Source organism: Paenibacillus sp. GL_099_B (assembly GCF_057835695.1).
Map to the genome: position 1 here is coordinate 6,723,284 of NZ_CM174430.1, position 25,382 is coordinate 6,748,665.

A 25,382-nucleotide genomic window follows, 5' to 3' on the forward strand; every position below is an offset into this window, starting at 1 on the left:
CTCGAAGGCTTGCAGTGTTTTACCGAAAATTGACCGTTAATTTTCCGATAGGCATCAAGACATATTTAAAGGACGACATACTAAGTGTGGAATCAATTCACGCAGTACACACCCCGTTTGCCCGATTTATTCTAGACTTTTTAACGATTCAATCATATTAATTCGGGAGACCTTTCTCTGAAGCATCAAGTTAGAGAGCGTGGTAAGTAAAAATGCAATCATGATTGATACCAGCATAACAAAAATATTTATTTGATCTGGAATTTGTTGATGGGTACTCGACAATGCCTCAATAATAATCGAATACATGTATACGCTGATCGGCATAGCTATAATGACCGCAAAGGTGGTGAGTATCATATTCTCAGAGAAGATAAGTCGATTTATTTTATTTTTTTGATAACCTAATACCTTAAGAGTAGCCAGCTCTCGATTCCTTTCATAAATGTTGATGGAGGATATCGTGTAGATGGCACCAAACGAAAGAATGACGGCACTAATGATAAACATGATGAAGATAAAACTATTCTGCTTCATAATAAATTGTGCAGATTTTTTCAAATCATCTTTATCCGCGATTGTATCTACCTGGTTATCTTGTTCAAAAAACTGTCGAACGTTAGGAAGCTCTGCGGCATTGTTGGCTTTTACTAGAATCGATGTTGGCTTATAGTCGATGTCAAAACTATTCAGATACGCTATCGAACAAAAGAAAGATGGATTGGAATACTGATTGGATATTTGTGCAACCTTCATATCGACCGTTTTATTTTCAAACGACGGATCGGTAAATCGAATTTGAATCGTGTCCCCTATCGTAACTTTATATTGATTTGCATACGATTTGGGTATCAGCACGCCATTGTCCATAAGTGTCATCGGATTGTCTTTCTCGTCGAAAAATTGGATAAGAGTATTGTCCTTCTCGGTAACGGTCAACGTGGCATTCTCATGTTCATCGCCCTTGGTAAACTCCACAGGAAAGGTCGATTGAACATAGCTGCTTTTAATCCCGGTGGGTAACTCCACCTTTTCTAGCTCTGCTCCTTTCGTGTATTCGACCTTCAGATCATAGGTATTCACCTCTTCGATCTGGTCCGCGACCCTTTGTAAGGACGTTTGAGTACCGAACGCAGTTATCAACAACACCGTGCTCACCACAACGCCAACGGAGCTCGCTATCGCCTTTTGCTTATTAAGAAAGATGTTTCTCAAAATGAGTTTATTGCTATAGGAAATACGTCCCCACATTTTCGGAAGCCGTTCAATAAGCAGTTTTTTCATCTTCCTCGGCGGTTTAGGCCTCATCGCCTGTGCTGCGTTTTCTCGCAGAATACCTATGCCGCTCAAGTAACAAGCCAGCATGCCGAATGCGCTAGAGAACAGGATAGGCGTAATGACCGAGAATGGCGATAGGGAGAAGGTAATGCCCGGCAGCGAATAGGATCTAGCATTCGACGTCTCAATCATCGGAACAAATATGACTGCCGAAACGATGCAACCAAGAATGGAACCTATGATCCCCACAAGCACCGGAAACCCCATGTAATGGAGCATGATGCTGCTGTTCTTCACTCCTAAAGCCTTCATAATTCCTACCTGGTTCCTTTGCGAATCGATGATTCGAGACATGGTGAGGAAAAGAATGATCGCTTCGATTATAAAGAGAACTAGAGGAATAACCTTACTCATCAATTTATTGTTATAGACTGTTTGTTGAAGCTGCGAGTAATTGAATGTTCGCTCTTTACTTATTTGACTTACATAAGAAAGTTGTTGGGACTGCGCTTCAACGTTTCGGCCTAATCGGTCTAAATTGTACCTTTCTTCCGCATCGAACAAAACCTCATTATAATAAAGGCTACCTGCGATTCGAGGAATTCCCGCTTCAGCCACATATGCGAATCCAAAAGTTCTATGATCTTGGGTTTCATTTTTTTTGGCATACTCCACATTCTCCCCCAAACCACTAATGGTAAATGCCACATTCGCGTTATTAACGATTAAATTCATTTGATCTCCAACACTGTACTGATGTTCCCTAGCGTAATGGGAATCCAGCAAGATTTCATCCATGCTGGATGGAATCTTGCCTTCAACTATCGTAGGCGTATTAATGCTATTGACTGCGGGGATGGAGTGGATTTTTAAAGCCGCTTTTGTATCACCAAATGATTGCGTCGCATCAAAGGTATACCGTCCCTCAACCTTCTTTATCCCTTCGATTCCACTCAACTTCGACATATCCTGCTTGGATACTTGGTCATAGTAAACGTTTAAGTCACTTAAATTATGTGTTTGAAAGTAATCCTTCGAATAAGAGCTAAGGTTATCACTTAACGTAACCAACCCGGTGTAGAAAAAAGCCCCTATGGTGATAACCAATACAAAGGCCAGAAATTGACCGATTGATTGCTTGATATCCCTTAACAATTTTTTTAGTAATTTCATCACCACTCAATCCCTTCAACGCTTTGTTTATGCTCATTAACTGTTACGCTTTCGATTTTCCCGCTTTTCACCCGAATGATTTTATCCGCCATCGGCACAATCGCGGAGTTATGCGTGACCAGCACAACACATTTTTTCGTTTCCGTATTCAAATCCTGAAGCAGCTTCAAAACGGACTTGCCAGTGACATAATCCAACGCACCAGTCGGCTCATCGCATAGCAATAGCAAAGGGTTCTTTGCAACGGCTCGTGCTATAGCAACTCGCTGCTGTTCTCCTCCGGAGAGCTGGGACGGGAAGTTTTTTATCCGATTCTTTAAGCCGACTTGATTTAATATCTCTTTGGCATCCAAATGGTTTTTACATACTTCAGTCGCAAATTCAACATTTTCTAAAGCATTCAAATTGGGGATTAAGTTATAGAATTGAAAGACAAATCCTACCTTCTCGGCGCGATATTCCGTAAGCTTCTTCTCGTTGAAGTTAGTAATATCCTTATCGCCAACAGTCACTTTACCCGAGGTAGCCGTATCCATGCCACCAAGTATATTCAGAATCGTGCTCTTGCCTGCTCCGCTTGCACCTAGAACAACGACGAATTCGCCCTCGTTGATGGAAAAGTCAACGCCGTTCAGCGCCTTGATCGGCACTTCGCCAATTTTGTATTCTTTCGTTACGTTTTTAAATTCGATTAATGTTTTCATAAATTCTCTCTCCCCGTTATCTATTTGTCATACTTTTGAAGCTCCCTTTGGCAAGTATATTTTTATTTATGTAGGTATGTTAGTGTATGAGTATGTCACTCATGTAGCATACTATAATTCCATCGTAATCAATTGTCAATAACTGGACTCTGTGTAAAAAAAATCATCACTTACCCTTCAGAATGATTGTTTATTGACAAATTTTCGCATATAAGTTATGTTTTCCTGCTAGATGTGTAACAAACTACAATGCTGAGTGGTGAGGTAATGAACGTCACTTTCGACGAAAAGCAGCCAATTTTTCAACAAGTTGCAGATATCATTGAGGACGATATTCTCAACGGAACTTACCGAGAGGACGAGCAAATTCTTTCCGTTGCTCAGTTTTCTCAGCTCTTTCAAATCAATCCAGCGACTGTTGTGAAGGGAATTGGCCTGCTCGTAAATGAAGAAATATTGTATAAAAAAAGAGGGCTTGGCATGTATGTCTCGTCTGATGCCAAACAAAAGATTAAGAATAAGCGAAGAAATCGTTTTTATAAGGAATTGTTGTCCAATCTCATTTGTGAAGCTGACAAACTTGAACTGGCAACCGAGGATATCATTGAGATGATTAAACAATTAAGGAAGGAATGAATTCATTGTGAGCATCTTGGTGAGTTGCGACAAATTGAATAAGAAATATGGTCGAACCTATGCATTACGGGATCTGGATATACAGCTCGAGGAAAACGTTATTTATGGCTTGCTCGGACGAAACGGCGCAGGCAAAACAACCTTGCTAAACATCATAGCAGGTGGACTCTTCGCGAACGACGGCACCATTGAGGTAAGAGGTAAAAAGCTGGGTAAAGGAGTACTTCCAGAAGATTGCTGTTTCGTACGGGAGAATAACAAGCTATTTGGAGGAGCTCGATTGATTGAGATTTTGCAGTTCGCTGCAAATTTCCATCCCAATTGGGACTGGACGTTTGCTCATAAACTTCTTCAAACGTTTGAGCTTGATCCCAACAAAAAAATCAAACAGCTCTCAAGAGGCACAGAATCACTCGTAGGAAACATCATCGGTCTGTCTAGCCGATCGTCGTTGACATTATTCGACGAACCAGTGCTTGGACTTGATGTATTGATGCGGGAAAGGTTTTACAAGGAGCTTTTGGAGGATTACGCCAATCATCCCCGTACGATTTTACTTTCTACGCATTTGATTGATGAAATCGCCCCAATCGCAGAGAGAATTTATATCATTGATGAGGGCTCCCTCCTGCTTCATGACGAGATGAATCGGATACGGATGGCAGCTTATTTGATTCGTGGAAATTCAGATGCTGTAGCTTCATTTACAAAAGGAAAGCGAGTATTACATACAGAATCCTATGGCCACGGGAAGCTTGCCGCCATTTACGAAAAATTTAACGATGAGGACAGGCTGCAGGCCCGCAAACTAGACATAACTATCGAAAATTTGACGCTTCAGAAGTTTTTTTCGTATTTGATCGAAGGAGGTCGTTGAATTGGGTTCATTGACCGTTCATTTAAAGGCGACCTATCTGCAATTGAGGATTTATATATGGATGGTCATTATTTTAATCCTCCTTGGCAAGTTGGCGGAATTCATTGTTGGCCTCTTTATAGACAGCAGTCAAAATACAGGACTCGCGGATGGCAACCTGCTGCTGCTTATTTTGCTCATTATCGCAATCGCACTTCCGCTTAGCTATTACAACCGCATCGTACATTTAGGCGCAAGCCGAAAGCAATATTTTTTCGGGCTTCAATTCGTTTATGCCGTGTGGGCAATGGTCATCGCTTTATTCAATTCTTTGTGGCCTATGCTTGAAGTGAATGTACTCCACAAAAATACCGTAAATCTTATTGATGCGTTTCATTGGAATGAATTTGGCGTGGCAGGTTCTTTTCTCTATCAAACCGTTTTTTATTTGATGACGATGGCGCTCCTAAGCATGCTGATCTCCGGCTACCACCACCTTGTCGGTTGGCTGCTGTGGGTGCTATTCATTGTGGCGATTCCAACCGGAACAGCGATTCCTGCGCTACGCGCTCATGTTATTTCTTTTTTTGAAGCATTGTTATTCAACGACTCACTACTCAAGGGTGTCGGATTTAATCTTGTGCTTTTCTTCGTTTTCGTGGCCGGTGGTTGGTTTTTCACCAAGGGAAGAACACACTGACTATCTGGGTGGAAGCTTAGGTTACAATAATGACATCGACAGATTTCCTGTTTAGCTCGTATAATAAGGGGAAATTGGTAGATAGGAGTGAATCAAGCGAATTTATGGTATACATACTGGCTTTTATGCTGTCTTTTGCTGTCGTGGTTCTGCTTATTCCGCCGCTTGGTCGACTGGCACATCGGCTCGATTTTGTGGACAAGCCCCGAGAAGATGTGGAGCGCAAGCTGCACAGGCAGCCCATTCCACTGACGGCAAGTTACGCGATATTTACTGGATTCTTCCTGACATACATTGCTCTTACGAAAGAAATTTCATGGGAAACGGCGGCTTTGGTCGCTGGTGGAATGCTTCTGTTAACGATTGGTACGGTCGATGACTGGTACAAAACCAAAGGCAAAGATTTCCCTGCTCTGCCTAAAATGATCATTCAGGTCTCAGCGGCAGTACTCGTATTTGCTTCCGGCATTGCGTTCACCGGGTTCGTGAATCCCTTGAATTCCGAATACATTATGCTTCCGATCTGGCTGCAATTCATTCTGACGATCCTTTGGATCTTCGGTGTAACAACAGTCATTAACTTCACGGACGGCATGGACGGACTGGCAGGCGGTTTGTCCGCCATCTCAGCCATTACACTGTTTATCGTGGCAATGACCAAAGGCCAAACCGATTCTGCCCTTATGGCCATTACGCTGGTCGGTGTAACCCTTGGTTATCTAAAATATAACAAAGCCCCCGCCAAAGTGTTCATGGGCGATGCAGGGGCTACGTTTCTCGGCTTCATCCTGGCGGTAATCGCCCTGGATGGTGCTTTCAAACAAGCGACCATGCTGTCTATCTTCATCCCGATTTTGGCGCTTGGTGTGCCAATATTTGACAACATTTTTGTGGTCATCAAACGTTTCATCCAAGGCAAAGCCATCTATCAGGCAGATGCAAGTCAAGCCCATTATCGCTTGCTGCGTGCTGGCCTGAATCATAAACAGGTGGTTGGCGTCCTGTATCTCATCAGTACCTGCCTTTGCCTCTCATCCATTATTTTGATGCTGGTGGAGATGTAACAAACGTTACAACATAAGGTGTAAAAAAGAGACGAGCCCACTAATCCTGTGGCTCGTCTCTTTGCTATGTCGCTGATGAATTAAACTAACCTTTTAATAGGGTAGCAGCTACCGTGTCGTGCACAAACCTCTGGCTTCGCCCTCTAGCCTTTTCATTACACGCCCTGCACCTGCACCTTATATTCCCTCTTATCTGGAAGCTGCAGGTGGCAGCGAAACCGCAGGTTGCTGCCCATCTACTCAACCCGGTCGATCAAGTTCAACGAGACGGCAATAACGCTCTTCCCGGGCTAGCAATTGTTCGTGAGAACCCTGCATGGTGATCTGTCCATTTTCCATAAAAATAAGTTCATCCATCCGTTCCGCTCCCATCAGGTGATGGGTGACCCAGATCATTGTTTTGCCTTGCATGCTGTCCAGAATCGTCCGCATAAGCGCTCGCTCCGTCACAGGATCAAGTCCTACAGTCGGTTCATCGAAAATAACGACAGGTGTTTCGCGAAGAAGTACCCGAGCCAGTGCAATCCGCTGTCTTTCTCCACCAGAGAAACGAAGTCCTGTCTCCAGCATCGGGGTATGATAACCCTGCGGCAAAGATTCAATGAGATCGGATAAACCTACTTGCGCAGCCACTCGCTGGATTTCTTCGTCTGTTGCATGCGGACGGCCGATCCGCAGATTGTTAGCTACTGTTGTATCGAATAGATGTGGACTTTGGTTCAGCACTGCAATGACATCCGTTATATTTTCGCCCATCGTTTGTACCGGAAGATCATTGATGAATATGTTTCCGGCGGAAGGGAGTAACGCTCCCTGAATGAGCTTCAGAAGGGTTGATTTACCGCCGCCACTGCGACCGAGTATAGCCAAGCGTTTGCCCTGAGGAAGATGAAGAGACACCTCCTGCACAGCCAATGGAGCACCTGACGTATAACGATAACTCACCTGATCGATCTGAATATCGGCTCGCAGCCTGGGCGGAATGCGCAAGCGGATACGTCGATCCGAAGCTCTTTCCATGCGATTCAGGGAACCCAGCTGCTCTCCAGCTACCAGATTGCTGCCTAATACACCTGTGGTCATATCCTCTTTGGCTCCTGCTGCTTTCGTTTCTTCGGTTCCAGACTGTTCTGGCTTATGCTCTTCACCTTCCAAGTGCTGCAATCGTTCCAGCGATTCACGATACTGCGGGATATGCTCCACCGCATCTCCTACGGGCAGCAGTGCTTCCGTGAGTGGAAACAGTACCAGCACAAACGCTGCAATCATAACCGCAGGCAGCTGTCCCGCAGAAGCTGCATTTCCCGCCCATAAGGTCACGGATACCACCATTAGTCCGATCACACATTGGGCAACCAGATCACGCAAGCGCGTCCATTGTCGCAAGCGGAGGCGAATCATATCTGCCTGGCCTTCAGTCTCTTCCTGCCGACGCACAAATTCTTCAGCTCGTCCACTTGCTATCCAATCCCCGAGGCCAAGCACACCATCTGTCAGACGAGTGTACAACTCAGCATTCTCCCGCTTCAGCCGCACCCGCAACTTCCACGTCACTCGGAGCGAAATGGCAGGCAGCACGGCAACCAGAAACAGCATATACAACCCCATCCACAGTGCAAATCCCAGATCAACGCTGCCAAAAGCCACAACAGCTCCACCATACATCACGAGCGCCGTAACCGCCGGAAATACTGTACGCAGGTAAATATCCTGCAGTCGTTCTACATCCTCCGCGAGAGCAACAAGTACGTCTCCCGTCTGCATACGAGAGCGCAGGAACAGTGCCTGCGGCTCCAAAATCCGATACAGCTTCACGCGCTGATCCGCGAGTATACGCAAAACCGCATCATGTCCGGCCAGACGTTCGACATACCGGAATACAGCACGGAAAATCCCAAATGCACGAACGCCCACGATAGGTACATATACCATCAAAATATTTTCAGGACGGAGCGCCGACTTGGAGATCAGAAATCCGGAGGTGAAGAGCAGCAATACAGCACATAGCGTAGCGCATATCCCCAGCGCAATGACTGCCACGAGTCTCCAGCGGTACTGTGCCACGTACGGAGTGATCCAGCTATTCTTTTTGCCCCCGCTCCGGGCTGTTTCTGTCTGCTCATATCCGGCTTTCATCTTACACCGCCTCCATCTGGGCCTGAATCATCTGGTAATATACGCCTTGTCGGGCCAACAATTCCTCATGTGTTCCTGTCTCTGTAACCGTGCCGCCATCCATCACGATAATGCGGTCCATATGCGGCATCCAATGCAGTCGATGTGTTGCCAGAAACACCAGCTTGCCCTCAAACAGTGGCAGCATCGTCTGTTTCAGTTCATACTCGGTCTCCACATCCAGATGCGCAGTTGGCTCATCCAGCAGCAGGATCGGGCGCGCACTAAGCAAGGCCCTCGCCAAAGCCACCCGCTGCTCCTGTCCTCCACTGAGCTGCCTTCCCCCAGCCCCAATCGGCTCCTGCAACCCATTCGGCAAGGAGGAGGCAAGCTTATGCAGACCAGCTGCGTGAATGGCGTCAGCCACCTCCACATCCGAAGCTTCAGGCATATAGAACCGAACATTATCCGCCAGACTTCCACTGAAAATAGTTGGATGCTGCGGGATGGCCGCCGTTTGTTTTCTCCAATCTCCCATCATCTCTGGAGATATGGGCTGACCGTTATATAAAATCTGGCCTGAATTGGGCTGTTGGAAACCTGCCAGTACGTCAATCAGGGTTGATTTCCCTGCTCCGCTCGCTCCGATAATCCCTACTTTGCCAAGACCAGAAACCTGAAACGTCACATCATTCAGCGAGCATGGCCCGTCTTCCTGATGCCGTACCTGTACATTAGTGAGCGCCAGTCTGCTCGTCGCCTCCCAAGAGGGTTTCAATGAGAAAGCAGCCACGCCACTTCGGGCATTTCCCTCATGTAAGACCACCCGTATGGTGGATGGATCCACACCGCTTTGGCCAGAAGAAGACTCAGGCGAAGAGGATTCTCCGTTCTTTTCTGACACACCATGTAGGACAGCACTCGTGTACGCTTCCTTTTGCTTACGATCGGCCAATTTCCCTCGTTCAATCATCTGGTTGATCGCTTCCCCCGCCTCTTTGCCGTCCAGTGTGGCGTGGTAATCTGCGCCTACCATTCGTACAGGCAAGAAGTATTCCGGCGCGAGAATGAGTACGGTCAGCGCTGGTCCAAGCAGCATATGCCCTTCCGTCAGGCGCAGCCCCAAGCCAACCGCCACCGAAGCCACCGATAGCATGGTGAAGAAATCGAGTGCGAAGGAGGACAGAAAAGCCATGCGCAGGGTAGACATCGTAGCCTTGCGATAACGCTGACTGACCCGAATGATCGTTTCCCCGTGCCTGCCGCTCTGTCCCAGTGTTTTGAGTGTTTCCAGTCCACGGAGCGTATCTACGAAATGGTTCGCCAGCGCTTTGTACGACTTGAACTGTCCATCGATCTTGCGCTGTGCAGCCCACCCCACCAAAATCATAAACACAATCAGGATCGGCAGCGTCAGCGTCAAAATAACCCCGGACATCATATCCAGCTTGAAGACATAGAACAGAATAACGATTGGCGTGAATCCCATCCCCAGCATTCGGGGAATAAACAGTTCAAGATACGTCTTATACTTGGCTGTTCCTTCGCGTGCCAAGGTTACCAGGTGCCCTGTTCCTTCCGTTTTGGCAAAACGCGGCCCCAGCCGGAACCACTGCTCCACCATCTGTCTACGCAGATCGTTCCCTGTCTTCTCCGCGTACCGCGAAGCGATGAGCTGCAACCAGAAAGATAGGGCATAGCGGGCGGCAAAAGCGGCCAGGAACAACAGCAGTACCGGGTACTGCTCCGTTACGGATGAACCTTGAAACAATGCCGTAATCGCCTGTGCCAGCCATTTCGCCTGCATGATAATTGTCATCGCCTGCAACAGTACCAGCGCTGAGGTCAGCGCAAGTACTGGCCGGACGCCCGGCAGCTTCAGCAGCCCCCGTCCCATGTCAGTACTCCAGGTGATGCTGATCGTTCAGACGTTTGCGGAAAATATAATAACTCCAGATCTGATAGCCGAGTACAAACGGAAGCAGCGTACACGCCACCATCGTCATCACTTTCAGCGAATATGCACCAGACGAAGCATTGTAGACTGTCAGGTCAAACGCGGAACCCATTGAACTCACCATGACCCTTGGGAACAGACCGATAAATACGGAGGCAAACGCGATTGCAATCACGGCTCCCGTCATGCCGAAGGCCCAGGCTTCACGTTTTTGACGCACGAAGTAAGCGGCCAAACCCAATGAAGCAGCGCCAAGGACAACCATAATCCAGAGAGCCCAGCCGCGTACGGCGAACACATCGGTCATGAAGTATGTCATCACAGCGTAGATCGCGAGGATCGCGGCCAGCGGCAGCATCAGTTTTTTGGCCATATTCAGGGCACGTTCTCTAAGATCTCCGACGGTCCGCAATGAAGCAAACAGCAAACCATGCACCAGACACAACAACGTCACGCTCAACCCACCTACCACCGTATATGGATTGACGATGTCCAGGAAACCGGGACGAAGCTGCATCTGCGCATCAATAGGCAGACCTTTCATCAAGGTAGCGAAAACAACCCCGAACAGGAATGGCAGTAACGCACTGGAGACTACAATGATGATGTCCCATGTTTTGCGCCAGCGTTCATGTCTCATCTTACTACGGAATTCAAAGGCAACTCCGCGGCCGATCAAGGCCAGCAGTACCACAACCAGCGGCAGATAAAAACCGCTAAACAGCGTGGCATACCAGTGCGGGAAGGCTGCAAACATTGCACCCCCCGCCGTAATCAGCCAGACTTCATTGCCATCCCAGAACGGACCGATCGAGTTGATCAGAGTACGACGTTCACGATCCGTTTTGCCAATCATTGCAGTGGACATACCCACACCAAAATCAAAACCTTCCAGAAAGAAAAAACCAACAAACAAGACGGCAATCAGCAAAAACCACAACTCACTTAGTGACAACAGAATAACCCCCATCCACGCCGAACGGATCGGCCGATTCATCATGCTCCTCCGGCTTTTCGACTGCATATGGCCCTGCCTTAATTTCACGAACGAACAGATAGACCATCACAATTCCGAGAACCGTATAAGCTGCTGTAAAAGCAATGGTGGAGAACAAAATCTGGCCTGCGCTTACGTTCGGGGATACCCCGGCTGCAGTTGTCATATAACCAAATACCGTCCACGGCTGCCTTCCCACCTCAGTCATAATCCAGCCAGACGTATTGGCGATAAACGGAAGGGAAATGGCAAACACCATCAGACGCATAAACCACTTGCCTGCACCCTCCAACTTGCGACGCATCGTCAGGAATGTACCGTATATCGCTAGCAAAATCATCAATCCTCCCGCAGCAATCATGATGCGGAAGCTCCAGAACGTCGTCCGTACCGGTGGAATATAGTCCCCTGGTCCATACGTTTGCTCATACTCTGCTTGCAGTTCCTTCATGCCTTTGACACTGCCAGAGAACTTGCTATAGGACAGATAACTGAGCAATCCAGGGATTTTGATCTCGCCGGAATTCTCCTGTTTGTCCGGATCGATAAAGGCCACCACCGTCCATGGGGCAGGGTCTTCCGTCGTCGTCCATGTTCCTTCACTGGCCGCCATTTTCATTGGCTGCGTCTCCACCAGATATTGCGCCTGGAAGTGACCCGAGAAGGCAACACCCAACGAGGAAACCAGGCCAATAATGATCGCGATGTTGAACGATTTGCGGAAAATCTCCACATCCTGCTTCTTCATCAACTTGTAAGCACTAATCCCGGTTACCACAAATGCGCCTGTCATCAAGGCACCAAAGATCGTGTGCGGGAACTCTACCAGCAGTTGACCATTCGTAATCAGTGCAAAGAAATCATTCATCTCTGCGCGGCCATTATTAATCTCGAAGCCAACCGGATGCTGCATGAATGAATTGGCTGCCAGAATCCAGAGCGCAGACAGGAATGTGCCGACAAACACCAGCCAAATACAAGCTAGGTGCACCTTTTTAGACAAACGATCCCATCCGAAAATCCAGAGTCCAATAAAGGTAGACTCCATAAAAAACGCCAATAAGGCTTCCACAGCCAGTGGCGCACCAAATACATCCCCGACAAAACGGGAGTACTCCGACCAGTTCATGCCGAACTGGAATTCTTGCAGAATGCCTGTGACTACACCGACGGCGAAGTTAATCAGGAACAGTTTGCCCCAAAATTTGGCCATCGTTTTGTAAACTTCCTTACCCTTCACTACGTACAACGTCTCCATAATGGCTACCAGCAGCACAAGACCGATGGACAGCGGCACAAAAAAGAAATGGAAAATCGTTGTGAGCGCATATTGGATACGCGATAACATGATCGGATCCATACCGTTACCCCTTCTTTCTGTTCACATCGCAGTTTTCGTATTTGGCATTGAAGCCCCTTCTTCAGTTTCTGTCAGCCAAACACGTATTGATGAACGTATTGTGCCAGATAGACTATTTTATACATGTGACAATTATCACAAACCCTGCCATGACATCAAAAAAAAGTGACGATGGTCACATAATAGAAAAAATTAAACCTAATCTTTGGGCTTGCCAGCTTCGTCTATTCACGGAAGATGCTCATGTTTGGGACGGAACGCCCATATGTTAGTGTCAGGCATAAAATACGCTGGGCAAAAAAGGCATTACATATTGAATCATTGGATTCATTGATATCATTCAAAGCAGCGCCAATCCGATATTCATCAGATGGTGCTGCTTCAATCCATGAACGGACAAAAATGAAAATCAAGTGAGGTGATTCATCGATGGAAGAGCTGTCTCCGATCCCGGACCCGGAGCCTCATCAAGGGGTAGATGCAGAAGAGTCAAGTACGACCCTGCCTGCCTTTCGTTATATTCTTTTCCCCCGGAAGGGAGGATGGTCTGCTTTTCCCTATCCAGACATCGCTGCTCTGATGGTCGCAGAAGGGCCTGTCTATTATGTCAGCAGCCTGGAGCGCTCCGAGGAAATACCTGCGAATATCACCGTCATCACGCTTCCCGAAGCTGAACAACTATTACAGGAGCCACGTACGGTTGCAGTGGTTGCTCATCCCTACTGGCTGACCGCCACAGCCTCGCTCGATCCGGAGCTCTGTATTGTACTTCTTCCTGAGCCGGTTGGTGAAGAAGCCGAGTCCCCCTTATGGGAGAGCTGTATTTCAAGACTGGTCGGTATCGCCGATCTGGTGGGCACCACTTCAGAAACACGCTATATGAAGCTGGTATTCCAGGGTGTACGCGCCATCTGGCTGAATGGAGAGGATACCTCCCCTGCTGGTGTCATGCAAAAGGATGACCTCGAGGTCCCTCTCCGGGACTATGAACTGCTATTCCTGCATGCGCTGCGACAGACCCTCTCGGGTGTTCAGGATACGGTCACCCAGCTGCAATGCAGTGTGCGGGCCGACTTCTATCGTCAGCTTCGGTCCAAAGCAGGAGCGCATGAGACGATTTCATTTTTGCTGGCAGCCTATGAATATGTGCTAGAGGATTCCAGAGCGGCCGCTTCACTCAAGGAAGCCTTCTCCCACGCGGTATTAAACGGGCGCAATGATTGTGTGAGCTCCCACTATCGATTCCTCTCTGCGATTCATGCGAGGACCGGGGAAATCGAGAACGCGTTGCAGGTTTATGGAATCAGCGCAGGTAACGAGCAGGAACGCCACCATTATGAACAACTCTGTCGCTGGCTGGAGGCCGGCGAGGAACAGCTTGTCCGGGCAGAACTGCTGCGTCTGAATGATGATTATAGACACGCATTGCACATTTTGGATGAACTCGGAGGCGAAACGGCACGGCATTGGAAATTTCGTATCTATCAGGAGACTGGACGTGTGGAAGATGCATTAAATTTGGTGCACGCAGTGGATATCCAAGATAGCCCTAGCCGACAGGATTATCGGCAATTATCAGGTCTAGCTCTGGCTCTGCGGGGAGAACGTCACGGGGCGGTGAGACAATTTCTGGAGACGGCACTGGAGGATGAAGATTCTCTTGCGCGAATCGTCGAGATGGAGCTGTTGGATCAAGCCGTCCAGCAATTGCTGGGGGAGGTGCCATGATGCTGGACCCGAAGAAGCGCAGACAACATGTGAATGGACCGATGGTGCATAAGGATATACGATCCGAAACAACTCATACTCCAACGGAAACGCTGGAATCGCTGCATGCTGACCCAGAGGGGCAAGGCGATCAGCAGCATGCTGCAAAACACCAGGATACAGACCTATTCAGAGAGCCGTTTTCCGTTCGTCGGGTTCGTAAAAGTCAGGGCAATAAACTGACCGCCATGCTTCAGGTACGTAACGAGCGCGGGCGATATCTGGAGGAAGTGCTGGACGATCTGAGTGAATTCGTAGATGAAATCGTCATTGTGGACGATGCCAGCACAGATGGAACACCGGATATATGCAGTGCCTATCCAAAGGTCGTTCGTCTGGAAGTGCTGGAAAAGCCATTATTTGCGGAGGAATGGCGATTACGCAATGCTCTATGGCAAGCAGCGGCAGGTACCTCGCCGGATTGGCTGCTCTCGGTAGATGCCGATGAGCTATACAGCACGGAAGCGAAGAAAGCGATACGCGCTCTGATTAACCAGGACCATGCGGACTGGATCGCTTTCCGCTTCTACGATATGTGGGGCGGACGAACTCACTATCGGGAGGATGAGCTTTGGGGGCTTCACCGACGTCATACCGCTTCCCTGGTCCGTTATATGCCGGGTTATCCTTACTTTTATCCACAGCAAAATCATCATGTACCTCGCCTTCCCTTGCCCTGCACTGTATTGCCCGGAATCAGCACGGAATTGAAAGTTCAGCATCTTGGCTGGGCAGGAAGTCTGGAGGATCGCGTTCGGAAATATTTGCGTTATAAACGAATTGATCCACACGGCGAGTGGGGTAGCCTGGAACACTATGAATCGATTCTTGATCCGGAGCCCCGACTGATTCCGTGGAAGGAGGAGCAGTGAGATGGGCGTGGTCAGCATATTGACACACAGCTTCACCGATGGATATAACCGGGAATTCAGCCGGGTGTTCGGGGGCGGTCTGGAGCGTTACGTCCTGGATTTATGCAGTGTAATCCGCGGATTGGGACACATCCCCGAGGTTCATCAGTTGTCCTATTTTGAAGCTTTTCAGACCCGTACGGAACAGATTGATGTATACGGATATGCCTACGATATGAATGATGTGCCCGAAGCTTTTGCCCGAATGGCTGCCGCAGCACGAGGACCTGTGATCTATGCAAGCTGCCTGTGGCAGCCCATTGCCTACAAGCCGGGCAGTCTCGGCATCAGCCATGGTATTAACTGGGATCGTCCCGCGCTGCCGCTGGAAACCAAGCAGCAAGTATCGGAGCATATTCAACTGGCACTGGATGGACTTGTACGCATCGTGTCGGTCGATTCCCATTTTCAGACCTTTTGCCGTGCTGCTTGTACGTTTGCGGATGCCAGTCAGGTCGTGCTCATTCCCAATGCAGTGGATACCTCCTACTTCACACCTGCTCCGCCAAGACGTACGTTCGAGCATGAACAGGAAGAAGAATGGCTGGCTGCATGGAAGAAAGATCTTGCAGGCCATGAAGATCATGCTGAAGCTACCATCTCGGGGTTGAATGCTACGTCCGTGAGGGGAAGAAACGATGGAGACGGCATGGTACGGGCGAACAGATCCGAGGTGACAGTAATCGCTGAAGAACTGGACTCGAGGGATATCCGACAGGGCCACACTGGTCGGCAGCCAAATGAGCTGATGGGTGAACATTTGAAGGATCAGGGCGACGACACAAAGGCTGCAATTCATGTGAACCCATCGCGTCCACTGCGCATTTTATATCCGCGCCGCATCAGCATGGAACGGGGCATTATTCCGATGATGCTGGCAGCTGACCGACTGCTCGGTGCCTCTCCTGATCTGGAGGTCGAATTTGCGGGAGAGCTGGTCGAAGGCAGTACGGTGGGCCGATCCTTCCGATATTGGCATCGCACACACCCCCATGCGGATCGAATTATACAGCGCACGTATGATTTTCGGGATATCCGCGATGCCTACCATCAGGCGGATATCGCCGTGATCCCGACGGTCTTCTCGGAAGGAACATCCTACGCTTGTCTGGAGGCAATGAGCTGCGGGCTTCCGGTTGTTGCTTCCAATGTTGGCGGACTGAATGATCTGATTCAGGATGGCTTCAACGGACTGCTGGTACCTCCAGGGGAAGAAGCGCTGACCGCCGCGCTGTTGCGTCTCGTTCAGGATAAGGCCGAGCGGGAGCGGCTGGGTATCTATGCCCGCGAGACGGCGCTATCCTACGACATATCCCACTGGCGGCGGAGATGGAGTACGGTATTGGAATCTTTTCTGGCAGAAGCAGGATTAAAGGAGGGAATTCGGGGATGATGGATACACCAAATGCAACGGATTTCACGGAATCAAGATACATTCGGGAGGGTGACCCCAAAACGGATACATTGGTTTTTCCACTGCATCCTGCGTGGTGGAGCCGTCCGTACGAGTACGAATGGGCACGCCAGTTTGCGCGGCAGGAAGACGTCGTACTCGACGCTGCCTGTGGTATATCCCATCCATTCAAATTCTGGCTGGCAGAGTACTGCCGGGAAGTTCATGCCTGTGATTGGGATGAGCGCATTTTGTCCAGAGAAGCGATCCGGCTGGATATCGCTTCTGATTTTGGTGAGCTGGCCGCACGCGATCTGCCGGAATCGAGCCTGGACCGACTGCATCTTGCGCAGGCCAATCTGGCTCAGCTTCCGTATGAATCGGAGATGTTTGACAGCGTATTCTGCATCTCTGTGTTGGAGCATCTGGATACAGGCACGATGCTGCGGGCCTTTCGCGAATTCGCCAGGGTACTAAAGCCGGACGGACGATTGATAGCCACGTTTGATGTGCCAGAGATGCGCCCTGATCTGCTGGAGACCATTATGGCTGTCACTGGACTGACGATCGAAGGTAAGCTGAGCGTGAAAGAACCGGAGGATGCCATCTGGTCTGACATGTATGGCCCGGCAATCCGTTGTTTTCGTGCTGTTATTCGTAAGGAGTAATTGGGATGGATAAATGGGATCAGTGATGAGGGCGTAGATTCAGATTAACTCTAAATCCTTAAATCTTTTGGATACCGAAGCCGTTAGAGATGAACCAGCAGCATGCTGCACTGGTTAGCGTATGCTTCGGTGGATGCTGCGCCGGGTGATGTCAGACGCAGCAGGGTGTGCAGGCCCGGCGGGATGGTCGTCGCCGGGCTGCCGGAGGCGGCGGGTTGCCGTGCAGTGACTTGGGCCCAATCGGCCCAATCACGCGCAGTGCGCCGCCCGGCGAGCAAAGCGAGCGTGCCCGCCAGTACCATGGCGGGCACTTCGTGCGTGAAGGGCTGCTGCACGCCATGCGGCGTGCCGAATAGCGCAAGCAGCCCTTCACGCACGCTCGCGGGCGCGCGCAGCAGCCCGCAGCGGGCCGCAGGCGGAAGCGCCGCGAGCAGCGCCGGCGCCTGGCCGGGCGGCAGGGCCCGCAGCAGGCGCAGCCATGCCGCCCAGGCGCCTACGCGCGCGAGCGCCAGCGCCGCGGCGTGCATGGCCTGCGGCGCTGGCGGGGCGCAGCGAGCCGGGGCGCCGCCGCGCAGCAGCGCTTCCGCTGCGCGGGCTGCGTCTGGCGCGGCCCCCTGCTGGCGGGCCTTACGCCGCGCTGACGGCGACGCAGCGGCGCCTCGCGCTGAGCCAGCCGCAGCATTGGCGCGGTGCTCGCCGGGCTGCTTGTGGCCAAGCGCCCACAGCGCCAGCACAGCCTCCTTCCCGTGCTGCGCATGCTTTGCCCAGGGCTGCAAAGCCGCCCGGGCAGCGGCGTCCTCGCCGAGCTGGGCCAGCGCCAGCCCAGCGGCGAGGGGCTGCGCCCGCAGCGCGGCAGACAGTGATGCCGCGTGGCGCGACAGCCATTCCGGCCGATGCGCATCCAGCGCGGCCGGGATCAGCGCCTGCCAGGCCGCAGGCGGCAGGCTTATCCGCTGGGCTGCGCTTGCGATGGCGTTCGGCCGCCCGCTAGCTGCGGCCAGCAGTAACAGCCGCTGCCATGCTAGCAAGCTGCCAGGCTGTACGGCGAGCGCAGATGTATAAGCCTTAGCTGCCTCCTGCCAGCAGCCCAGCCGTTCATGGGCTATGCCTTCCAGAGTCAGGCTGCGATACGTTCCCGCACCGGAAACGGACGTATATCGACTGGCTGTGGATGCTGCCGCTTTGGCCTGCTTCAGCCAGTCGAGCGCCGCAGCATCCCGTCCCTGATCGAGCTCCAACACAGCACCAAGCTCCAGCAGATCAGGGAAATCAGCATACACCGGTCTCCATTCCTCAACGATAGCGAGTGCTCTCTCTGGGCGGCTACGTTCCCGCCAGGCATAGGCCGTTTTGAGTACCAGATCCGAATGATATCCGCATTCCGGCGTAAGCTTTGCCAGCAAAGGCTGTAACAACTTGAACGCTTCATCGTATCTCGCTTGCTGAAACCACTCGGCAGCCATGGCATATAACAGTTCCGGTTGATCCGGCGACTTATGGAGAGCGGAGCGAATCAGCCGCATATTGCGCTCGGGTTTATTTTTGCCAACAATAACGTGCTCCAGATAGCCATAATGAATAATTTCAAGCCCGGAATCGACCACACCCCACGGAGCGAAGGATAGAATCGAAGATGCCACTTCTTCATGAATCATGCCTTGAAAAGCAATTCGGGGATCATTCCGAAATAAACGACACACCGCATCCGTCACATGCTCTTCTCCAGACATTCCGAGCAAACTCGTGACCTGTATCCAGTATCCCCATACGTCGTCCTTACTTGAGGTCAGCAGCCGCTTCATCTCCGCCAAATTATGCTCGGTCTGAATCCAGACTTCATCCGCATCCAGTACCAGAATCCAAGGATGAGTGGCAGCAACAAGGGACAGGTTGCGGGCAGCACTAAAATCTCCGGTCCATGCTGCACTGATGACAACCGCACCATAACGACGGGCAATGTCGATCGTCTCATCCGTTGATCCCGTATCCACAATGATGATCTCATCCACAACATCCTGAATAGCATCCAGACACCGCTTAAGCGACTGATCCTCATCCTTCACGATCATGCACAGGCTAATTCCTGTCTGCATGTTCATCCTCCTCCTTCCTATACGGGGTTCTGCTCTCTTTCATTCAACTCTCAAAACTCAAAACCATCCGGCCCCGGTAAATCCAGCCTAATCTGCTGAACAACAGGCCAACAACGGTGTCGCTGTCCTTCTGTCCCTTGAGCAAATTTCTCCAGGTGATGATCGGCAGCACTGACAAACCCTTTCACCAGCCAGCTGGTTCCCACACGTGAATCGGAGGCTCCGGGAAAGGGTTCTCCCGCTTCCTGCCGGGCGCCTTCCACCAATGGATACACCCCTTCTGCCAACTGCCCCTGACCGAGCTGAACCAGCGCATGCAGCACATCCCATTTCCCGGATTGCACACATCCCTCCATCATCAGTCCAAGTGCCTGCCAGCCATTATACGCTGTTCCAGCAGCCACGTTAGAGTCGTCATTTTGGTCAACGACTTGTAAACTCCCAATTCGTTCTGTCTGTTGATATGGCTCCGACTCCCTACTCGGTTGCGAATGACGATACAACCACGCAGTCAGTTGATCTTCCCCATCTATTGGTCTTCCTTCAATCCAGTTTAGTCGCTCTATCCAATGGGTAGCTGGTACAGAAAGCTCTCCTTTTTTTCGCCGTACCGTATCCAGCTTAAGACGAGCCTTGTTCCATTTCCCCTGTTGAATCTGGAGCAAAGCCTCAGCCATGGATAACCTCTCCCTCATCTCCCCGGAAGGATGTGAAGATATGTCTGGTAACAACTGCACAGCCGTATCATAGCAACGACACTGCTCCAGAATACCCAACACTTTCTGGATCGCCTCTTCTGAAGTGATTGCAAATCGCTCCTTAATCAGCTCCACCAGATGTTGCTCTTGACCGGAAACCCGCATAATTCGAAAGATCCTGTACAACGGCGGCAGCAGGCTGGATTTGGCACGAACTGCTTCCACATAAGCATCCACTGCGCCTTCAAGATCCGCCCGCCCCTCCAGCAGCCTACCCAAGGTATACCAGGTCTGATAGGTTCCGATTCCTTCTTCTGTATGAAATATGGGTGGTGGCGGTCCCATATGGACTGCTTCACGCAGCGATAGCTCTGCCTTTTCTGTCTCGCCCAACGCCTCCTCACATACCCCGCGATGATGCAGCAGGTCCGTGTATTCTGGGAAGAGTTCAAGAGCAGCATGGGTGTGATCCAATGCTTCCTGCCAGCGACTCAAATGCTGGAAACAACGAATCTCATATTTAAACAACAGATGTGCATAACTTGTCAGAGTAGGGTCAATTCCCGCTTTAGCTACGCCAAACGTCTTCAGCGCCTGTTCCGCTTCCCCCATCCGCAGATACTCGACACCCAGGTTATAATGATGGAACGGCTGCTCCGGCTCTTCCTCCACCGCCTGTTGAAGCAAACGCAAATTCCGGTTCACCTTATCCTTGCGCTCCACAATGTCTGTCTGATACCCGTAATGGTGAATGATCATGTCCGTCACATGAAAAGCAGCCTGTGGATTCTTCCGACAGATTGCCACCGCAATCTGCTCATGAATCCGACCTTCGAATCGATGCTCCGGCTCATTCCTGAAGAGGCGCAATACCGGATTTACCGTGACCCCCTGCTGACCCGAACCCGTATAGTTATGGATATTTAAAAACAATCCGTCACATCCGCTGGCTGCCGTCCAGCTTCTGATCTGCTCCCGTGCAGTCTCATCCAGCGCCTCGTCCGCATCGAGAAAAAGAATCCATTCGCCCGAAGCCTGCTCCAGCCCAGCATTTCGTGCCGCGGCAAAATCGTCGCTCCACACAAACGGCACAACCTCCGCCCCATATTCCCTGGCAATGGCAGCACTTCGGTCCGACGAACCGGTATCCACAACAATGATCTCGTCCACCGCCCCGCGGACACTTTCGAGACAATGAGGCAACAGTTCTTCTTCATCCTTCACGATCATGCATAATGAAATGTGCTTGGTCGGCAAGCTGGTTCCTCCTCTCCCTTGCATGGAACACCGTACGCCAAGGAATACCTTCGGCGGTGCGAAGCTGTTGTTCCAGCACAGTTTGTTGTGCCATGAGTACCTTGTCAGCGGGAGAACGAGTTAGTTCGTGTCTGATAACCCCTAGCGCCAACTTCATATAACAGACAGCAGCTCCAGCCCTTGCCTGCCGCTGTTCTGGATTCAGCTCCAATGCCTGCTGGAAAAGAATCAATGCCTGATCATAATGCCCTTTGGCATACACGGCTTCCCCAAGGTAGAAGTGGCTTTCCGCATCCAGATCGCCTTGCGACATGCATTGAATCAGCAGATCTGCGGCCGCCATGGTGTATCCCTGGCGGTAAAGAACAGCAGCCAGCCATCGGCTATAAACACCATTTCCGTCGTGTTCAGGGTTAATTGCAGCCATCTTCTCGTACAGCTTATTGGCAAACGCCAGTTGCCCCGTCTGCACTGCCCGAATCAATATGTTCTTACTCAGCTCCGTTGCAGCCTGAAGCGTCTGGTGAACTGTTTTCCCATCTCTGTCATCCTCAACATGCACCTGTTCTCCCGCATCCAGCAGGCCATTCAGCAGTCTCCAGCCTTCCCTCTCCTGAGGTTCTGCTGCTGCCATAAATGATTCGGATACAGATAATTCATTTGCCCAATAGGTCAATGCCAAATCCAGTCGTTGCTCAGGTTGGAGGTTTACGCCCGCACGATGCTCGTCACTCCACTGTTTCTGCACGAACTGCAACGCATCTGATACCCTGTTGTCACATAACATCCAATACAGGTACTCTTTATGTTTTATACGCGTATTTCGGGCATCTCCATGTTGCAAGTCTAATGCTTGCCCATACGCTCCGCTGGAAGCAAGTGCATGCACCACATATGCCAGACCATCATCGTATGTGACTCCGCTCAGATCTGAATCCTCTTTCTTTGAATACTCTTTCCAGCGTGCGAGTAATGTCTCTGTTATGCCTTCATCCGTCTCTCCGGATTGCTGCAATACATCGGCTAACCCTGTCCATGCAGGAGCATACGTGATCTCGCTCCCCAGAGCCAGGCTGTACAGATGAGCAGACTCCTGCAGAAAGCCTCTTTTCTGTGCAAGCCTTCCCATCGCTGTATAGGCCTTGTAGCTATCGCAACCTATATCCGTTACGTAATGTCTTTCCAATCGGTCTGGCTCTCTGTGAACATCATCAGAGGACTTGCCCTCACGTAATTCATCGCTTCCCGGTTTATCTGTTTGCTCGATTGCCTGCTGATGTATGCCTCGAATCTCTGCCTTGTTATTGTCCTTGGGATCAGCTCCATTGAAGCCCTCCCGGCAATCTGTTGCTCTTGCATAGGACTTGTAGGCCCTCTCCTCCAGACCCTGTTGCTCCAAAATCTCTCCATATATCAGATGCAGGTCGGCATACCCCGCATAACGCTGTCTTTCTACCGCCAATAATCCATGAACCTCGTCATAGCGCCCCATTGCCAGAAGAACCTTGGCATAGTCCCGAACCAGGGTGGAGCGATACGGAGCTTGCAGGGGTGTATGAAGAAAGGATTCAGTAAAGGCTTCTGCTGCCTGTTCGATATTCCCTAGCTGGCAGTATGTCACCCCCACATTATAGAGGTGAAAAGGTTGCCCCGGACGATCAGCTAATTCCTGCTGCAAAAGCTTTAGATTACGCAAGGGTTTATGTCCTTTAGCAATCGTGGACGGCAAATAACCATCATGAACCAAACGCAGTGGAGCCAAGGGTTCATGCTCAGCAATCCAACCTTTTTCATAGGCAAAGGAGTCGTTCATGTCCTGATCGTCGCCTTCTTGTTCTCCACCATCCCTTGTACCGCCACGAACCAATTGCTCATGGATACGCCCAGCATACCGATATCCTTGATGGGCGCGAAAAAGACGCACAGGTTGGAAGATCACACGCTCTCCCGCTCCCTCGCCAATTCGGTTCTCTATCGTAATCCGCAGTCTCGAAACGCTCTTATGGACCTTCGGTAGATAATTCAAAAGCTCTTCCAATCCCTGTATGACATACTCATCCGCGTCCAGACACAGAATCCATTCCGTGCTCGCGAGAGGCAAACTTATATTTCTGGCATGTGCAAAATCATCTTCCCAACGGGTGTGAAGCACCGTTGCTCCATAATGTCTGGCAATCTCCGGAGTACGGTCTGTTGAGCCGGTATCTGTAATGAAGCATTCGATGCCAATCGACTTGAAGCCGTTGAGACAGCGGGCCAGATGACGTTCTTCATTTTGCACAATCATATGAATTCCGAGTAACCTGTTCTGCATATGCAGCCACCTCCAATACAAAAAAAAGCACATGAAGCCCACCAAAGGGACTCCATGTACCTATATGACAACAAACCGGGTTATGTGCCTTGTCCATTAAAGAACACATCAATCGTACTTGGTGCTCCCAGCAGACTGGAGCGGTAGGAAAGACGTGTATATTTGAGAAAACGCTGCGGCACCAGTACATCCACCGAGCCTGGCAAGATCCCGGTTACCGTGTCCACATCATCGTACCAGTTGGTACCGTTGGCACTGATTTCGACGCGGGCATCTATCCGGTTAAGCCCTGGACCCCTGTTATATACAAAGAAGGAATAAGTGCCGAACACACTCGTCGTGACTGCCGGAAGCGGTGTAAACGTGTTTGCCGTCGGCGTACTAAGAAGCTGTGATTCCTGAAAGCTCTTTTGCGAGATGGACGTCACGCTGCTGAGTGTACCCGCTGTAATCGTGGCTCCCAATACGCTTGTAATGGTACCATTTAACAAATTGGTCAACGTCCCGGCCGTAATGGTGGCTCCGAGTACACTGGTAATGGTACCGTTCAGCAAATTCGTTAACGTTCCTGCTGTCACGGTAGCTCCCAAAACGCTGGTGATGGTACCATTTAACAAGTTCGTCAGTGTTCCTGCTGTAATCGTCGCTCCAAGTACACTTGTGATTGTACCGTTCAACAGATTGGTCAGCGTCCCTGCGGTAATTGTAGCTCCAAGTACACTCGTAATTGTACCATTCAGCAAGTTTGTCAGCGTCCCCGCTGTCACCGTGGCTCCAAGCACACTGGTGATCGTTCCGGCTGTGATCGTCGCCCCGAGTACACTCGTGATTGTACCGTTCAGCAAGTTCGTTAGTGTCCCCGCTGTCACTGTGGCTCCAAGCAAGCTGGTGATCGTTCCGGCTGTGATTGTCGCTCCAAGTACACTCGTGATTGTACCGTTCAGCAAGTTCGTTAGTGTTCCCGCTGTCACTGTGGCTCCAAGCACGCTGGTGATCGTTCCAGCTGTAATCGTCGCTCCGAGTACACTCGTGATTGTACCATTCAACAAGTTGGTCAACGTTCCTGCGGTGATTGTAGCTCCAAGCACGCTGGTAATGGTACCATTGAGCAGGTTTGTTAATGTCCCCGCAGTCACGGTTGCGCCAAGCACGCTGTTAATTGTACCCGCCGTGATCGTTGCTCCGAGGACGCTGGTAATCGTTCCGTTCAGAATATTTGTGATGGTTCCGGCATTAATGGTAACGGTAGTGAGACCTGAGATATTACTAATCGTACCATCCAAAATAATTCCGAGTACGTTCCCGCTTGTATCGGTGTGAACCGGCTGGGCCGTACCTGTACTATCATGACCAAAAATCAAAGTTCTAAGATTATCCGGATTCGTGTTAAACGTTGTAAAGTTAGGCATATGCCTCGTCCTCCTCCCTGGTCAAATCGGTT

At 50.4% G+C, this 25,382-nt stretch carries 18 protein-coding genes; 8 read left to right on the plus strand and 10 right to left on the minus strand.

The window, feature by feature from the left end:
• Window positions 1–126 precede the first annotated feature (126 nt).
• Window positions 127–2,451 carry an ABC transporter permease gene (locus AC3ITG_RS30525; protein WP_489252266.1) on the minus strand — a complete coding sequence of 775 codons (2,325 nt, stop codon included), beginning with the start codon at window positions 2,449–2,451 and terminating at the stop codon, window positions 127–129.
• The gene (locus AC3ITG_RS30530; RefSeq protein ID WP_489252267.1) at window positions 2,451–3,155 is read right to left on the minus strand and encodes an ABC transporter ATP-binding protein; all 705 of its coding nucleotides are present in this window, start codon (window positions 3,153–3,155) and stop codon (window positions 2,451–2,453) included. Before AC3ITG_RS30530 ends, AC3ITG_RS30525 begins: the two co-directional genes overlap by 1 nt.
• A gap of 267 nt (window positions 3,156–3,422) precedes the next feature.
• Between AC3ITG_RS30530 and AC3ITG_RS30535 the strand changes: the two genes are divergently transcribed.
• From AC3ITG_RS30535 to AC3ITG_RS30550, 4 genes are all read left to right on the plus strand, one after another.
• Entirely contained in the window at window positions 3,423–3,791 is a 369-nt protein-coding gene (locus AC3ITG_RS30535) for a GntR family transcriptional regulator (protein ID WP_256336443.1), read from the plus strand.
• A gap of 34 nt (window positions 3,792–3,825) precedes the next feature.
• Window positions 3,826–4,668, plus strand: a complete 843-nt coding sequence (locus AC3ITG_RS30540) for an ATP-binding cassette domain-containing protein (protein ID WP_489252268.1) — start codon at window positions 3,826–3,828, stop codon at window positions 4,666–4,668.
• A gap of 1 nt (window position 4,669) precedes the next feature.
• Window positions 4,670–5,347, plus strand: coding sequence for a hypothetical protein (locus AC3ITG_RS30545; protein WP_489252269.1), 678 nt, complete (start codon window positions 4,670–4,672; stop codon window positions 5,345–5,347).
• 104 nt (window positions 5,348–5,451) lie between these two features.
• The gene (locus AC3ITG_RS30550; protein ID WP_489254550.1) at window positions 5,452–6,411 is read left to right on the plus strand and encodes an MraY family glycosyltransferase; all 960 of its coding nucleotides are present in this window, start codon (window positions 5,452–5,454) and stop codon (window positions 6,409–6,411) included.
• A 240-nt stretch (window positions 6,412–6,651) separates the two neighbouring features.
• Here the strand turns inward: AC3ITG_RS30550 and cydC are convergent, their stop codons facing one another.
• Genes cydC through AC3ITG_RS30570 form a run of 4 tightly spaced genes read right to left on the minus strand, consistent with a single transcriptional unit; the run spans window position 6,652 to window position 12,840 of the window.
• Window positions 6,652–8,547, minus strand: coding sequence for a thiol reductant ABC exporter subunit CydC (cydC, locus tag AC3ITG_RS30555; RefSeq protein WP_489252270.1), 1,896 nt, complete (start codon window positions 8,545–8,547; stop codon window positions 6,652–6,654).
• A 1-nt stretch (window position 8,548) separates the two neighbouring features.
• Window positions 8,549–10,423, minus strand: a complete 1,875-nt coding sequence (cydD, locus tag AC3ITG_RS30560) for a thiol reductant ABC exporter subunit CydD (RefSeq protein ID WP_489252271.1) — start codon at window positions 10,421–10,423, stop codon at window positions 8,549–8,551.
• Window position 10,424: 1 nt separating this feature from the next.
• Entirely contained in the window at window positions 10,425–11,441 is a 1,017-nt protein-coding gene (gene cydB, locus AC3ITG_RS30565) for a cytochrome d ubiquinol oxidase subunit II (protein ID WP_489254551.1), read from the minus strand.
• A complete protein-coding gene (locus tag AC3ITG_RS30570) occupies window positions 11,425–12,840 on the minus strand; it encodes a cytochrome ubiquinol oxidase subunit I (RefSeq protein ID WP_413374129.1) in 1,416 nt (471 codons plus the stop codon). Before AC3ITG_RS30570 ends, cydB begins: the two co-directional genes overlap by 17 nt.
• 429 nt (window positions 12,841–13,269) lie before the next feature.
• On the opposite strand from AC3ITG_RS30570, the gene AC3ITG_RS30575 reads away from it, so the two are divergent.
• From AC3ITG_RS30575 to AC3ITG_RS30590, 4 genes are read left to right on the plus strand one after another with little or no spacing between them, the layout of a single operon-like run.
• Complete coding sequence (locus AC3ITG_RS30575; RefSeq protein ID WP_489252272.1) at window positions 13,270–14,568, plus strand: tetratricopeptide repeat protein; 1,299 nt, start codon at window positions 13,270–13,272, stop codon at window positions 14,566–14,568.
• A complete protein-coding gene (locus tag AC3ITG_RS30580; RefSeq protein ID WP_489252273.1) occupies window positions 14,565–15,479 on the plus strand; it encodes a glycosyltransferase in 915 nt (304 codons plus the stop codon). The genes AC3ITG_RS30575 and AC3ITG_RS30580 overlap by 4 nt, the downstream gene beginning before the upstream one ends.
• Window position 15,480: 1 nt before the next feature.
• The gene (locus AC3ITG_RS30585) at window positions 15,481–16,911 is read left to right on the plus strand and encodes a glycosyltransferase family 4 protein (protein ID WP_489252274.1); all 1,431 of its coding nucleotides are present in this window, start codon (window positions 15,481–15,483) and stop codon (window positions 16,909–16,911) included.
• Window positions 16,908–17,579 carry a class I SAM-dependent methyltransferase gene (locus tag AC3ITG_RS30590; protein WP_163755537.1) on the plus strand — a complete coding sequence of 224 codons (672 nt, stop codon included), beginning with the start codon at window positions 16,908–16,910 and terminating at the stop codon, window positions 17,577–17,579. The genes AC3ITG_RS30585 and AC3ITG_RS30590 overlap by 4 nt, the downstream gene beginning before the upstream one ends.
• 83 nt (window positions 17,580–17,662) lie before the next feature.
• On the opposite strand, the gene AC3ITG_RS30595 is transcribed toward AC3ITG_RS30590, so the two are convergent.
• The 4 genes from AC3ITG_RS30595 to AC3ITG_RS30610 all read right to left on the minus strand — a co-directional run bounded on the left by AC3ITG_RS30595 (window position 17,663) and on the right by AC3ITG_RS30610 (window position 25,350).
• A complete protein-coding gene (locus tag AC3ITG_RS30595) occupies window positions 17,663–19,672 on the minus strand; it encodes a tetratricopeptide repeat-containing glycosyltransferase family 2 protein (protein ID WP_489252275.1) in 2,010 nt (669 codons plus the stop codon).
• Window positions 19,673–19,722: 50 nt separating this feature from the next.
• Entirely contained in the window at window positions 19,723–21,627 is a 1,905-nt protein-coding gene (locus AC3ITG_RS30600; RefSeq protein WP_489252276.1) for a tetratricopeptide repeat-containing glycosyltransferase family 2 protein, read from the minus strand.
• Entirely contained in the window at window positions 21,584–23,941 is a 2,358-nt protein-coding gene (locus tag AC3ITG_RS30605; protein ID WP_489252277.1) for a glycosyltransferase, read from the minus strand. Before AC3ITG_RS30605 ends, AC3ITG_RS30600 begins: the two co-directional genes overlap by 44 nt.
• 80 nt (window positions 23,942–24,021) lie before the next feature.
• On the minus strand, window positions 24,022–25,350 hold the full coding sequence (locus AC3ITG_RS30610; protein WP_489252278.1) for a DUF6385 domain-containing protein: 1,329 nt from the start codon (window positions 25,348–25,350) through the stop codon (window positions 24,022–24,024).
• Between the last annotated feature and the right edge of the window lie 32 nt (window positions 25,351–25,382).

What these genes read in the sequence shown, in the direction of transcription:
- AC3ITG_RS30525 (WP_489252266.1), bottom strand. Translation starts at nt 2,451, where the DNA reads ATGAAATTACTAAAAAAATTGTTAAGGGATATCAAGCAATCAATCGGT.
- AC3ITG_RS30530 (WP_489252267.1), bottom strand. Translation starts at nt 3,155, where the DNA reads ATGAAAACATTAATCGAATTTAAAAACGTAACGAAAGAATACAAAATT.
- AC3ITG_RS30535 (WP_256336443.1), top strand. Translation starts at nt 3,423, where the DNA reads ATGAACGTCACTTTCGACGAAAAGCAGCCAATTTTTCAACAAGTTGCA.
- AC3ITG_RS30550 (WP_489254550.1), top strand. Translation starts at nt 5,452, where the DNA reads ATGGTATACATACTGGCTTTTATGCTGTCTTTTGCTGTCGTGGTTCTG.
- cydC (WP_489252270.1), bottom strand. Translation starts at nt 8,547, where the DNA reads ATGAAAGCCGGATATGAGCAGACAGAAACAGCCCGGAGCGGGGGCAAA.
- cydD (WP_489252271.1), bottom strand. Translation starts at nt 10,423, where the DNA reads ATGGGACGGGGGCTGCTGAAGCTGCCGGGCGTCCGGCCAGTACTTGCG.
- AC3ITG_RS30570 (WP_413374129.1), bottom strand. Translation starts at nt 12,840, where the DNA reads ATGGATCCGATCATGTTATCGCGTATCCAATATGCGCTCACAACGATT.
- AC3ITG_RS30575 (WP_489252272.1), top strand. Translation starts at nt 13,270, where the DNA reads ATGGAAGAGCTGTCTCCGATCCCGGACCCGGAGCCTCATCAAGGGGTA.
- AC3ITG_RS30580 (WP_489252273.1), top strand. Translation starts at nt 14,565, where the DNA reads ATGATGCTGGACCCGAAGAAGCGCAGACAACATGTGAATGGACCGATG.
- AC3ITG_RS30585 (WP_489252274.1), top strand. Translation starts at nt 15,481, where the DNA reads ATGGGCGTGGTCAGCATATTGACACACAGCTTCACCGATGGATATAAC.
- AC3ITG_RS30590 (WP_163755537.1), top strand. Translation starts at nt 16,908, where the DNA reads ATGATGGATACACCAAATGCAACGGATTTCACGGAATCAAGATACATT.
- AC3ITG_RS30595 (WP_489252275.1), bottom strand. Translation starts at nt 19,672, where the DNA reads ATGCAGACAGGAATTAGCCTGTGCATGATCGTGAAGGATGAGGATCAG.
- AC3ITG_RS30605 (WP_489252277.1), bottom strand. Translation starts at nt 23,941, where the DNA reads ATGCAGAACAGGTTACTCGGAATTCATATGATTGTGCAAAATGAAGAA.
- AC3ITG_RS30610 (WP_489252278.1), bottom strand. Translation starts at nt 25,350, where the DNA reads ATGCCTAACTTTACAACGTTTAACACGAATCCGGATAATCTTAGAACT.